Origin of the sequence: Sorangium sp. So ce363, assembly GCF_051520435.1 — a bacterium.
Lineage (GTDB): Bacteria > Myxococcota_A > Polyangia > Polyangiales > Polyangiaceae > Sorangium > Sorangium cellulosum_B.
The window spans coordinates 2,125,138-2,136,462 of the sequence record NZ_CP150333.1 but is presented as its reverse complement, the minus strand read 5'-3'; the positions used below and the strand labels follow the sequence as shown (position 1 = coordinate 2,136,462).

Here is an 11,325-nt window from a genome sequence, read left to right as displayed (position 1 = left end):
ACGTCGACGCCGGAGCCCACCCATCGCGGGCTCGTGGAGGTCTGCATGCGTCGATCGGCGATCGTTCTGGTGCTCCCCGCCCTGACCTGGGTGCTCTCTGCCTGCGGAGGCGCGCAGGCGCCCGAGCAGCCCGCCGCCAAGGAAGGCGAGGCCGAGATCTGCCCCACGGGCGATCCCAGCGTGCAGCCGTGCCCGGCGGGCTGCGTGTGGGACGAGAAGGTCCAGAAGTGCAACAAGGACCGCGGCATCATCGTGCACTACAACCCGGGCACGACGGCCCCCAAGCCGTGAAGTGATCACCCCCCGTCGAGCCACGCCGCCATCTCCGGCAGGAGGCCCCGCAACAGGCCGATGACGCGCGGGCTCGACGCGCGCACCTCCCCGACGAGCCGCCGGCGCTCCGCCTCGAGCCTGGCGAGGACTTTCGCCGCGCTCGGCGAGGCCCGCCACTTCGGTGTGCCGCGCCACACTTCCTCGCGCTGCGATCCGGCTTCCTTTACCTACGCGCTCAAGCCGCCTTGACGGAGGCGACCCGTCGCTCTCTTCTTCTGCTGTGTCAGCGAGATCTTCCACGAGAGTGCATGTATGCAAGAACCGATGACCCGGGGCTCTCTGATACTCAATGCAGCAGCCTACTCGGACGTGCTGTGTGACGAGGCTGGGGTCCGCCGGGTTCGTCACGGGCTCTCTCAGGAGCTCAGGAGGGCGCTGGCCACCATGTCCAGCACGGCGTGGTACCCTCGCGCCTACTACGTCGAGGTGCTGCGCGGCATCGTCCAGGTCCACAACGAGCCATCGCAGAGCTACCTGGACGTCGTGAGGTGCGGCCGGACTGTCTTCGAGAAGGAAGCGAACACCTTGATGAAGCTGCTTCTCAGGGTGATGAACGCTCGGCTCTTCCTCCGGAAGTTCCCCGACTTCTGGGCGCAGGATATGGTCGGCGGGACGCTGCGGGTGGATTGCTCGCAGATCGATCGGAACGAGGCGACGCTGCTCGTGACCGAGGTCGCAGGGTTCGAGCACCTCGGACCGCTGTGCGCCGGTTTCGCCGGCCGTGCGCTGGAGCAGGTGACCGGCAAGCAGGTCGACGCGTCCCAGACTGGCTGGTCGTTCGACCAGCCAGACGCTGATGAGGTCACGTTGCGCTTCTCGTGGTGAGCGCCCCGACGCGCCGGCGTGAGCGAGCGGTGACTGCCAGGCTGAGGAGGCGACAACCTCCCTGAAAGTTACGAATCTGGGAATGCTTAGTTGCCCCGCCGGTCAGGTGCAGCGCCTGGTTCGGCGTGGCTGCCTGGCTGGCCCACGATGCTATTTGTCCCTTTCGGTGTCATTCACGCTTGGCCACTTCGATTCTGATAAACTCGGGCAGGTATGACGGCGTACAGTTCCTGGCGACATGGTCGTCCTTGTAGAGCCCTAATGCTTCCCCGAGCTTGATACATCTGGATCGAAATTCAGGCTCGTGAACACCAATCTGGCAAGCGCAGAAGTTCATTGCCCATTGAACCACGGGCTCAGCATCAGCCATATCGCTTTCCAGGGAGTCAAGCAGCTCTGCACTATTACCGGGAGGAGCTTGCCCGACCCAGCGCAAGCGCGCTTGGTGATACCAGAACCAGCGACGCAGAACCGGGGAAGGACTCTTCTCCCACGTCGCGATAAGGGAGACCAGTTTCTTGTCTTTGGCGAGCTGGTTTGCCAACAGCCAGTCAGCCAATTGGCTGCTTTCTTCCGCGTCATGCCGAAGCACATCCGATGCAAGCCGATCGATGACGTTTTCCGTGAGGAGCTTCTTATCGAAGATGAGGGTCGCGAGTAGACGAGGGTAGTATTCGCCCGTTGACCAAAGCTCCATTGCCAGGTCGTGGTCTTTCTTAATCTCTTTGCCACGCGTTCGCAGGTCGCCCAACATCACGTTTCCGTTCGTGATCTCGGCGACAAGTTTCTTTGCTTTTGCCGATAAACCCATTTGTCTGCATCTCCTCTATTCGCCGAACGCCCTGGCAATCAGCCCGCGCGTGCGCCGCCGAGCGGAGCCCATCCGTTCCCGAACACCAGGTTGCACATCTTCGTGGCGTCGTCGTTGACGAGCATCTTGCCGGCCGTGAGTCGCCGGTCGCATGCCTGGATGATGTAGTCCCGGCTGCCCATCGAGAGGATCAGCGTCATCTCGAATCCGCTTTTCTGATCTGGCGCATCCGCCCACCGTAGCACGTGGAACGTAGAGGATCCAAAGGGGTTCCTGCGGCGTTCCTGCGGCCAAGTACCATTCTGCCCCACGTGCCCGTTGACGTAATGCCGACACCCGGGAGAGGAGCCCCCTTGAACAGCGCGTCGTGGGGCGTGGTCGTCACAGCGCCCACCATGCCCGCGGTCGGGTCGCGTCGCTACGGAGATCGACAGGCTCCACCCCGTGCCGGCCGCCAACGAGCGGCACCGCATCGCTGCACATTCATGGCGGCTCCCGGGGTTCGGTCATCTCGGGTCGACGCCCGCCCAACGTCGCAATCAGCTGTGATGCGCGACATATCTACGCATTTCCCCATGTAGGCCGCGAACCATGGCACCCTATCTCCATATTCCCGAGGATACGTCGCGGCTCGTCATGGCCTATCTCCATGATCCCGCAGATAGGCTGTGACCTTCCGCGACCTATCCCCGTCATCCCGCAGATCGGCCGCCGCTGCGTAACTACGTATTCCCGTTGCCAGGTCTCGGACGGCGACGGCGTGTCGTCGCGCAAGATTCGCGCCGACGGCCGGGTACCCCGGGCGACCAGAGCCCGGTCGACCGTGGCGCGGCGGCACGAGAAGGAGCTCGCGGCTGGTCGCGGCGAGGTCGACCTGCCCCCACGCTCTTCTCCCAGGGCCGACGGTGGCCACGCGGATCCCCCTCGCCGGCCGCCTCGCCGCCCGCTCCCTCCCCCGCCGGCGGAGATGGCCGCGATGATCCGCGCCGAGCAGAGCACCTCCGGGAAGGCGCTCGCGGCGCTCCCCGCCGGGGCGGCGGCGCGCCGCCGCGGGACGACACCACGGGGCTCGCGTCGAACCTGGAGCACCGGCCCTCCGGGCCTCCGCGCTCTTCACCGAACGCGGCGAGCTCCTGCAGGGCGGCCGGATCGGCGCCGGACACGAAGAGCGACATCACGACGTCGAGCCGGAGGTCCGCGCCGTCCGCGTGGACCGCGACGGCGGCGAGCGCCGCAGGCGGGCCCCTGTCGCACGGGCATGACACCCGGCGTCGCGCCTGCGTGACAGCGTCACGACGTTGTTCCACGTTGCCCACGTCGCTCGCTCCTGACGGGCTGAAATCCGGGCGATCCGCGCCGTGCGCGCACAGGTACGGCCAATGCACTGCTCGGAATGCGCAGGGGACCTCACCAGAAATGGAGGCGAGTATGTTGAACGATAGGCGCGTTCCGGGTGTTTTCGTCGCAGCTACGCTGCTCGCGGCAGGCTGCGCGGTCGAGGCGGGCGATACGGGGCAGGTCTCGGAGGAGGCGTCCGCGAGCCAGGCCTCGCACGGTTTCGGGCGGGAAACGCCCGAGGAGAGCGCCGGCAACCAGCCCGCTCGGGCCATCGAGAGGATCGAGAGCAAGGTGCTGAATCGATTCGTGGTGCCGCGTGTCGGGACGGTATCGCTGATCGACGAGGATCCGAGCAGCGCGGCGCCCCAGATCGGCGTCCTGGTCGTCTCTTCGCCCGAGGACGACAAGCTCATGCCGCTCGTCCACGAAGACGGGACCGAGATCACGCCGCTCGAGTACCTGCTGAGCGCCGACGCCTCGGCCGACGTCGCGCCGCGGCTCTTCGAGCAGCACGTCTCGATCACCGGCGGGACACGGATGCTCTCCGTGGTCTACGACGCGGGGCCGGAGGTGACCGCCGGTAACTGCGCAGCGGCGTCGTGGCAGAGCTACTTCGACAATGAGGCGCTCTCGTTCGGCGGCGTGGACGATTCCGAGCACCTCCCGAGCATGACCACGTCGTTGCCGAGCTGGACGGCGAGCGGCTACCTGGGCAAATACTCGCGCATCGTCGCGGGGGCGTGCTTCGTCAGCCAGGGCGACGGCAACGACGACCTGACGGTGAAGATGGAAAGGCGCGTCGGCGGAAGCTGGCAGACCGTGAGTGGAACGCAGGTCACGCTCAATACGACGATCAACGGCGGCAAGGATCGCTATCTTTACCTGAGCGGCTCGTATTGTTATGACCACGAACGCCGCATCACCGTCGCGGGGCGCCCCCCGGGTGGCATCTACGCGCCGGACAAGTTCCACCTCTCGGGCGCGTGGGGAGGGCAGGCGAACGGCTGCTGGATCGAGTCAGGCGGCTGACGCGCGCCCGCCCCTGCGCCTTCCCGCGCGACGAACCACCGCGCGACCCCCTCCAGAGCGCGCCTCGTGGAGCACAGAACGCTATTTCATCGGATGGGTGGTTGCCATTCCGGAATTCGCTCACGCTCGGCGCTTCCACTCGCGAGGATGTCGGCGGCCGTGAATCACTCCAACAACCACGATGGCGGCGGGCAGGATCCGGTAAAAGACCGCGTACGGGAAACGCTCGACGAGCACGCGCCGGACGTCTCGGTACAGCGGCGGGTACGCGAGCGGTGCGCTCCGAATGCGTTGGATGGCGTCGTCCAGCTCTCGCCGGAAGACGGCGCCAAGCCCAGACCGCTGCTCCTCGTACCAGCGGAAGGTCTCGAGGGCTTCAGCGCGAGCTTCGGCGAGGAAGACAACGCGGCTCACGGCTCGTCGGTGGTCATCTCGGCACGGACGTCCTCCCACGGGACACCGACGGGGCCTTCGAGATCGAGGCGATCAAGGCGGCGGTCAAGCTCAGCGCGGAGCTCGGAGCTCAGAGGCAGGTCGTCCGAAGAAAGGCTTCGCCAGAGGTCATCGATCAGATCCAGCTTCTCGTCTGCGGTGAGCTTGGAGAGATCGAGCGCGGGCTTGCCCATGGGCGTATCCTGCACCCGAAGGGCCGGCAACGCCAGCGCACGCGAGCCTGCGGTATCATGCCGCATCAACCATCCGCCGGGCGATGGATTCCCGGCTCCGTGACGGACAAGGGGATCCCTTAGCTCGCCCAGAGCACCGAGAGATCGAGCTCGACGGCGTCGAATGGCGCGACGCGGACGCGGGCGGCGTCGCGGTGGACGACCGCGGGCCCCCAGCGGCGATCCGCGCCGAGCACGTACACCTCCAGCGTCCGCTGGATGGGGTCGACCAGCCACGCGTGCCGCACGCCCTCGCGCGCGTAGATCGGCATCTTCTCGTCGCGGTCGACGTCCTCGGTGGAGGCGCTCAGGACCTCGCAGATCCAGCCCGGGGCGAGCGCGAAGTACGCCGTCTCGGGCAGCTCGGGCATGCGCTCGCGGCGCCAGCCGGCGATGTCCGGCACGAGCGCGTCGATCTCACCAGGCGCGTGCGGGTCGGGGAAGTGCAGCTCGGGCTCGTCCAGGATCCACCAGCCGCCGGGGCCCCCTCGCCCGCGCTGGAAGGCGCCGTGCAGGTCGGCCCCCAGCGACGACGCGGCGTTCGCATGTCGCGGCGCCGGCCGGGGCGTAACGCGGAGCACGCCCCCGATGAGCTCTGCCACCTTGTGCGGCGGGACGGCCTCGAGGTCGGCGTACGTCGCGCGGCGCTGCTTCTCGGCGGACTGGCCCACGACGGAAGCCTGCCCGTGGGCGGGCGGCGGGGCAAGGCGTTCAGGTCCGCCCGTCGCTCACCCTCGCCGCGGCCGCAGCGCCCTGATCAGCGCATCGATCCCGCGGGAGCGCCACCTGTAAGCCGTGCTGACCGGCGCGTCTTGCTGCTCGGCCACGTCCTCGATCGACATCTCGAAGATGTCGTGGGCAACGATCACGTCGCCCTCGTGCACGGGTAGCTGGTGCAGCGCCTCGAGGAAGGCAAGGCGCCGCTCCTCGCGCTCGAGGGCCTGATCAGGAGTCGGTGCCTCGTGCTCGGCGCTCGGTGGGGTCGCGACGATCTCCTCGCGTTGCACCCGGGCACTTTCGAGGTGATGGCGGACGCGGTGATAGGCCAGCGCCCGTATCCAGACACGAAGCGCCTCTGCGGGCTGCACGTCCGGGTCGGGGCGGTAGCGGTCCTCTTCGCTGGCCTCCCACGCGGCGAGGAGCACGTCTTGCGCGAGGTCTTTGACGTCCTCGCGTGTCACCCGGCGACCTCGGAGGTAGCGCGCGACGAGGGCGCTGACGACGCCTGCTTGCGCGACAAGCTCGGCAGACGTGAGGCGCCTTGGTGCAAAGCGCCGGTTGCGGATGATGAAGATGGCAGCAAACGCGATGAGCTGCCCGAACGTCAGGACTACAAGGTCCGGCGCCATATGGCCACTCCCTCGACTGGCACGAGCGAGATGTAGAGCGCGATCAGGATCGACCGCGCGAGGTCCCAGGCGCTGAAGATGCCCATACGGAACGGGCCCACCAGCATGAGTGTCTCGGCAATGACGATGAACCCGGCGGCGAGGTGCTGTGTCTTGCCCCGCTCATCTCCCAGGAACCACAGGAGCAGGCAGCCGACGGACGTGCAGAGCGCGGCGAGCTCGAGGGCGAGGTAGGCCTTGCCGAGGAGCTCACCTCGGAAGGTGGGGTAGCCGGCAGCCAGGACCGCGACCGCCACGACGTAGACCGCGAGCACGCCCCACGGTCGCCGCCGGCCGAAGACGAACACCGCGAGCGCCGCCACCCCGGCCATCCAGCCGACGAAGAGGGCGACCTCGCCGTGGAAGGCGATGCGAGCCCAGCCGGTGAACGGCGCGCCGGCGACCTCGGCGCGCGCGGGCGCGAGGACGCCCAGCCGGATCACTCGCCTCACAACGTCGGATGCGAGCCCGTACCCGAGGAGCAGCGCGATCGGACGGTGCTCGGGGCGATGCCGCGCGACGACGCAGGCGAGCACGGTCGCGAGGGCCGACAGCGCGTAAAGCGCCGGGATCATGGCGCCCCTCTCGGCGCATCGTCAGGTGAGGTGAGCGGCACGCGCCGACGGTATGCAGCGCTCGTGGATCGGCCAAAAAAGCGAGGCTCCGAAGAGGGAGCCCCCGACGTGTGGGGTCGCCGCGGAGGCGCCTGCTACCTGCGCCTGCGGGGAGATGGCCATCGCCGCACCGCTGTCGGGAACAGGACGCCCCCGAGGCTGAACACGGCCAGGAAGTACTTCAGGAAGTGACTCACGAAACCGGGATCCGGAGGCTCGATCGGCATGGCCGGAAGGCTACCAGCGCCGGCTCGTGGACGTCGTCCGCTTTCTTGGCCCGGCGAGTCGACCTGTGGCACGCGCGTGCGCGCGCGATGAGCCCGTGCAGGGTCAAGAGGAAAGTCGCGCCCGAGCGCCGCCCTCGCCGCACGAGCGCCTCGACGTCGCTGCAGGACGAGCAGCGCGCGGGAGGCTACCAGGGCTTCCGGCCGGCGGGTGTCGATTTCGTGAGAGAAGATCCGTGGCATCCGTAAGTGGCATAGGCGCGTCACGCGGCGAGCGCCGCCGGAGCTTCGTTCTCCGTCTGCTTTGGCGCCCTGGTGTGCTCGCGCTCCGGCGCTTTCTCGTCCGCCTTTGCGTCGTCACACGCCTTCTCGAGCCGGCCATGACGCCCGAGGCGGCGACGTGATCACCCCTCGTCGAGCCACGCCGCCATCTCCGGCAGGAGGCCCCGCAGGAGGCCGATGACGCGCGGGCTCGACGCGCGCACCTCCCCGACGAGCCGCCGGCGCTCCGCCTCGAGCTTGCCGAGCTGCGCGCGGCGCAGCGCCGCCCAGAGGCGCGCGCCGGCGGCGATGCTGTCGTCGCCGTGCTCCTCGGCCACGCGCCGGGCCTCCACCGCGTCCTCGAGGGCGTCCCCCACCCGCTCCAGCTCCCAGTGAATCTCGGCGCGCCGGAGCAGCGTCAGCGCGTGGTATCGGTCCCCCCGCGCCCGCTGGAGCTGCTCGGCCTGATCCGCGCTCTCCAGCGCGGCGGCGGGCCGGCCCGCCCGCGTGAGCGCCGCCGCCAGGAGCGAGAGCGCCGCCGCGCGGAGCGCGGGGTCCCCGTCCTGCGCCGCGAGCTCCGCGGTCCGCCGCGCGACCTCCGCCGCCTCGGCGGCGCGCCCCTCGCGCATCAGGAAGGCCGAGAGGTTCTGCAGGAGCAGCCGGAGCTGGCCCCGCATCCCCTGCTGCTCGGCCTCGGCGACGAGCCTGCGCAGCCGGTCGATCGCCACGCCGGTCCGCCCGAGCTCGGCCTCGAGCACCGCGAGATCGCCGCCGATGTGGACCCTGTGCCACGCCGAGGCCAGCGGCGCCGCGATGGCGAGCGCGCGCTGGAGATCGCGCTCCAGCAGCTCGTGATCGCGGCGGTTCTGCGCGTAGTTCAGCTCGCACCGGAGCACGCGGGCCGCGAGCTCGGCCGCGGGGCCCGCGCCCGCCGCGAGCTCCACCGCCTCACCCGCGAGCTCCATCGCGCGATCCCCGGCGGCGACCCCCGCGAGCGCCATCCGCGCCTCGCAGCGGAGCGCGGCCTCACCGAGCGCGTCCGCGTCGGCGAGCAGCCCCGGATCATCGGCCCCCGCCTCGCTGAGCCCGCGCGCCACCTCGAGCCGGTGGATGCGCCGGCGCACGTCGAGCGGTCCGCCGCGCGCCACGACGGCGTGCTCCGAGAGGCGCGCGAGCCGCTGGCTCGCCTCCTCGAGCTTCCGCCCCTGGATGAGCGCCCGGACCGCGTCGATCTCGAGGCCGGCGCGCGCCTCGGGATCCGCCGCGAGCGCGGCCAGCCGATCCGCGAACGCCGCCGCCTCCTCGAAGAGCCCCGCGGCGGCCGCCTCGGCCATCGCGCGGCCGAGCCAGCGGCGCGCCTCGGCCACCGCGCCGAGCCGCTCGTAGCCCGCGCCGAGGAGCCCAGCGTCCACGCGCCCCTGCGCGCCCTCCGCGAGCGCGTCGAGCAGCGCCCGGTGCAGCCGCTGGAACCACGGCCGCCGCTGCGTCAGGTGGAGCGCCGCCTGCCGCAGCATCTCCTGCGGGAAGCTGTACTCCTGCGCGTCGCCGGAGGCCGTCAGCACGCCCGACCCGCCGAGCGCCTCGAGCGCCGCCTCGGCGCGCTCGTCGTCCCCCACGACGCGCAGGAGCACGTCGACGCCGAGCCCGCCGCCGCAGAGCGCCACCGCGGCGAGGGTCCGCAGGGCGCTGCGCTCGGCGGCGCTGTCGGCGGCGAACGAGGCCACCCGCGCCTCGAGCAGATCGGCCACGCCGGGGACCTCCCCCCGCAGGGCCCGGTCGTCCGCGGCGCAGAGGGTCCCGTCGCGGAGCGCCAGGGCGCCGCCCTCGTGCCACGCCATGAGCGCGTGCACGATGTAGAAGGGCACGCCTCCGGACGTCGCGACCACGGCCCGCTCCAGCGCGGGCGCGAGCGGGGCGGCGAGCGCCGCGGCCCCGCCCTGCGTGGCCTCTGGATGCAGGCCGCGGCCCACCGCCTGCGCGAGCTCGGCGGCGGCTTCAGGGTCGAGCGGCGCGAGGCCGAGGTAGGTCACCCCGGGACACACCCGCGCCCGCACCTCGCCCAGCAGGGCGCGCAGGGGCGCCGGCCGGCTCGGCTCGTTGCGCGCCGCCGCCATCACGAGCAGCCGGCCCTGCGCCTCCGCGGCGGCGCGCCGCAGGAGCAGCTTGATCAGCTCCAGCGTCGCCGCGTCGGCCCACTGCAGATCGTCGACGAGGAGCAGCAGCGGCTCGCGGGCGCTCGCCCGCAGCAGCGCGTCCTCGATGGCCTCGACCGTGTGCGCGACCTCGTCCGCGGAGGGGAGCAGCGCCGGAGACAGCGCCCGCTCCAGCGCCGCGGGGAGCGCGCGGAGCTCGGGGAGGTCGCTCTCGCCGAGCTCCTCGGCGGCGCGGCGCAGCGGATAGAACGGGCTCCGCCGCTCGGGCAGGCACCGGAGCCGGACGACGTGGCGCAGGTCCCATCCGGTGCGCTCGACCGCCGCATCGAGCAGCCGGCTGCGCCCGATCCCCTGGTGGCCGCCCACCACGATCCCGCGCACGCGGCCCTCCTGCGCGGCCTGCGCAGCGCGCGCGATCGCGTCGAGCTCGGCTCGCCGCCCCAGGAGCGGCGGCCGGCCGTCGGGCGGCGGCCGCGCGGGGCGGTCCTCGGGCGGCGGCCGCGCGGGGCGGTCCTCGGGCGGCGGCCGTGCGGACCGATCGGACCCGCGAACCGGCGGCTGCGACCCTTCCTTGCTCCCTGGCGGGGCGAGCTCGGGATCGAGCGCGGCGAGGATGCGATCGAGCTCGCGCGCGACCTGATCGGCGTGCCGCGGGCGGCCCTGAGGATCCAGGGCGATCAGCGTTGTTGTGAGGCGAGAGAGGAGGCCGGTCGCCGTCGTCGGGTCGGGCACGAGCGCCTCGAGCGGGGGAGCCGGTCGCCGCGGCACGAGGAGCCAGTGCGCGGGCTCCCCGCTGCGCTGCTCGAGCTCGGCGGGGAGGCTGCCGGTCCTCAGGCGGAAGATCAGGACGCCGAGCGCGTAGAGATCGCTGGCGGGCGTGGCGGACTGGCCGACGGCACACTCTGGAGCGATGTAGCCGGGCGTGCCCGCGAGCACGGAGCCCAGCTCCCGGACGCCGCCGGCGACCGCGGGCACGCTCAAGGTCATGGTCGCGCCCGCCGGCTCCTCGGCCAGCACCGTGCCGGAGTAACCGTCGACCGCCACGGTGGGCGGCGGCCCGGTGGGGGCGGCGAGCCCCCGCTCGACCCAGCTCCGCGCGTTTCCCCCGGAGATCCCGAAATCGATCAGCTTGTAGACGCCCGACCCGCGGACGACGTTGGCGGGCTTGACGTCCCGATGGACGAGCCCGGCGGTGTGCACCGCGGAGAGCGCCCAGGCGACGGCGGACGCCGCTTCGATGACGGCGCGCTCGGGGAGGCGGCCTGCCTCGCGAGAGAGCTCATCGAGGCTCGTGCCGGCCACATACTCCATCACGAGGCCGACCACGCCGAGGGCGTCGTCGCGCTGGAACGAATAGAACCGCACGACGTTCGGGTGCTCGACCCGGCAGAGCGCCTGCGCTTCGTCGAGAATCGTGTCTCGCCACGCGGCGGTCGCGTCGGGGGAGCCCGCGAGCTGCTCAGGCACGAAGAAGAGCTTGATGGCGACGTCGCGGAGCTTCCTGCCTTCGTAGACCTCCTCGGCCAGCCAGACCGGCGCGAACCCGCCGCTACCGAGCTGCCGGACGAGCCGGAAGGGACCGAGGCGGGCGCCCTGCCCGAGCGGGGCTCCGGAGGGATTCGGCGACGAACTGGTCATCCGCCGCCGAGCATATCCTAGCCACCCCGGCGCTCCCGCAGGAACC

At 70.9% G+C, this 11,325-nt stretch carries 13 protein-coding genes; 3 read left to right on the top strand and 10 right to left on the bottom strand.

What is annotated here, in order from left to right:
• Positions 1–45 precede the first annotated feature (45 nt).
• On the top strand, positions 46–291 hold the full coding sequence (locus WMF12_RS08320; RefSeq protein WP_437869891.1) for a hypothetical protein: 246 nt from the start codon (positions 46–48) through the stop codon (positions 289–291).
• Positions 292–296: 5 nt separating this feature from the next.
• On the opposite strand, the gene WMF12_RS08315 is transcribed toward WMF12_RS08320, so the two are convergent.
• A complete protein-coding gene (locus WMF12_RS08315) occupies positions 297–470 on the bottom strand; it encodes a hypothetical protein (protein WP_437869890.1) in 174 nt (57 codons plus the stop codon).
• A gap of 247 nt (positions 471–717) precedes the next feature.
• Here WMF12_RS08315 and WMF12_RS08310 point away from each other — a divergent pair, with 247 nt between their 5' ends.
• Positions 718–1,158: a hypothetical protein gene (locus WMF12_RS08310; protein WP_437869889.1), complete on the top strand. Its 441-nt coding sequence runs from the start codon at positions 718–720 to the stop codon at positions 1,156–1,158.
• Positions 1,159–1,327: 169 nt separating this feature from the next.
• Here the strand turns inward: WMF12_RS08310 and WMF12_RS08305 are convergent, their stop codons facing one another.
• Together WMF12_RS08305 and WMF12_RS08300 are read right to left on the bottom strand one after the other, a co-directional pair.
• Positions 1,328–1,969, bottom strand: a complete 642-nt coding sequence (locus WMF12_RS08305; RefSeq protein ID WP_437869888.1) for a DNA alkylation repair protein — start codon at positions 1,967–1,969, stop codon at positions 1,328–1,330.
• Positions 1,970–2,007: 38 nt separating this feature from the next.
• A complete protein-coding gene (locus WMF12_RS08300) occupies positions 2,008–2,169 on the bottom strand; it encodes a hypothetical protein (RefSeq protein WP_437869887.1) in 162 nt (53 codons plus the stop codon).
• Between the two features lie 1,228 nt (positions 2,170–3,397).
• On the opposite strand from WMF12_RS08300, the gene WMF12_RS08295 reads away from it, so the two are divergent.
• Positions 3,398–4,336 (top strand): hypothetical protein, encoded by a 939-nt coding sequence (locus tag WMF12_RS08295; protein ID WP_437869886.1) that lies wholly within the window; start codon positions 3,398–3,400, stop codon positions 4,334–4,336.
• A 120-nt stretch (positions 4,337–4,456) separates the two neighbouring features.
• Here the strand turns inward: WMF12_RS08295 and WMF12_RS08290 are convergent, their stop codons facing one another.
• From WMF12_RS08290 to WMF12_RS08260, 7 genes are all read right to left on the bottom strand, one after another.
• Positions 4,457–4,750, bottom strand: a complete 294-nt coding sequence (locus tag WMF12_RS08290) for a type II toxin-antitoxin system RelE/ParE family toxin (RefSeq protein WP_437591766.1) — start codon at positions 4,748–4,750, stop codon at positions 4,457–4,459.
• Positions 4,747–4,962, bottom strand: coding sequence for an addiction module protein (locus WMF12_RS08285; RefSeq protein WP_437869885.1), 216 nt, complete (start codon positions 4,960–4,962; stop codon positions 4,747–4,749). Before WMF12_RS08285 ends, WMF12_RS08290 begins: the two co-directional genes overlap by 4 nt.
• Before the next feature lie 119 nt (positions 4,963–5,081).
• On the bottom strand, positions 5,082–5,672 hold the full coding sequence (locus WMF12_RS08280) for a Uma2 family endonuclease (RefSeq protein WP_437869884.1): 591 nt from the start codon (positions 5,670–5,672) through the stop codon (positions 5,082–5,084).
• Between the two features lie 57 nt (positions 5,673–5,729).
• Positions 5,730–6,350, bottom strand: coding sequence for an RNA polymerase sigma factor (locus WMF12_RS08275; protein ID WP_437869883.1), 621 nt, complete (start codon positions 6,348–6,350; stop codon positions 5,730–5,732).
• Positions 6,332–6,964, bottom strand: a complete 633-nt coding sequence (locus WMF12_RS08270) for a hypothetical protein (protein ID WP_437869882.1) — start codon at positions 6,962–6,964, stop codon at positions 6,332–6,334. The genes WMF12_RS08275 and WMF12_RS08270 overlap by 19 nt, the downstream gene beginning before the upstream one ends.
• A gap of 134 nt (positions 6,965–7,098) precedes the next feature.
• The gene (locus WMF12_RS08265) at positions 7,099–7,230 is read right to left on the bottom strand and encodes a hypothetical protein (protein ID WP_437869881.1); all 132 of its coding nucleotides are present in this window, start codon (positions 7,228–7,230) and stop codon (positions 7,099–7,101) included.
• Positions 7,231–7,631: 401 nt separating this feature from the next.
• The gene (locus tag WMF12_RS08260; RefSeq protein ID WP_437869880.1) at positions 7,632–11,279 is read right to left on the bottom strand and encodes a serine/threonine-protein kinase; all 3,648 of its coding nucleotides are present in this window, start codon (positions 11,277–11,279) and stop codon (positions 7,632–7,634) included.
• Between the last annotated feature and the right edge of the window lie 46 nt (positions 11,280–11,325).

Coding starts and splice junctions, on each gene's coding strand:
- WMF12_RS08320 (WP_437869891.1), top strand. CDS start 46: ATGCGTCGATCGGCGATCGTTCTGGTGCTCCCCGCCCTGACCTGGGTG.
- WMF12_RS08310 (WP_437869889.1), top strand. CDS start 718: ATGTCCAGCACGGCGTGGTACCCTCGCGCCTACTACGTCGAGGTGCTG.
- WMF12_RS08305 (WP_437869888.1), bottom strand. CDS start 1,969: ATGGGTTTATCGGCAAAAGCAAAGAAACTTGTCGCCGAGATCACGAAC.
- WMF12_RS08300 (WP_437869887.1), bottom strand. CDS start 2,169: ATGACGCTGATCCTCTCGATGGGCAGCCGGGACTACATCATCCAGGCA.
- WMF12_RS08295 (WP_437869886.1), top strand. CDS start 3,398: ATGTTGAACGATAGGCGCGTTCCGGGTGTTTTCGTCGCAGCTACGCTG.
- WMF12_RS08285 (WP_437869885.1), bottom strand. CDS start 4,962: ATGGGCAAGCCCGCGCTCGATCTCTCCAAGCTCACCGCAGACGAGAAG.
- WMF12_RS08275 (WP_437869883.1), bottom strand. CDS start 6,350: ATGGCGCCGGACCTTGTAGTCCTGACGTTCGGGCAGCTCATCGCGTTT.
- WMF12_RS08270 (WP_437869882.1), bottom strand. CDS start 6,964: ATGATCCCGGCGCTTTACGCGCTGTCGGCCCTCGCGACCGTGCTCGCC.
- WMF12_RS08265 (WP_437869881.1), bottom strand. CDS start 7,230: ATGCCGATCGAGCCTCCGGATCCCGGTTTCGTGAGTCACTTCCTGAAG.
- WMF12_RS08260 (WP_437869880.1), bottom strand. CDS start 11,279: ATGACCAGTTCGTCGCCGAATCCCTCCGGAGCCCCGCTCGGGCAGGGC.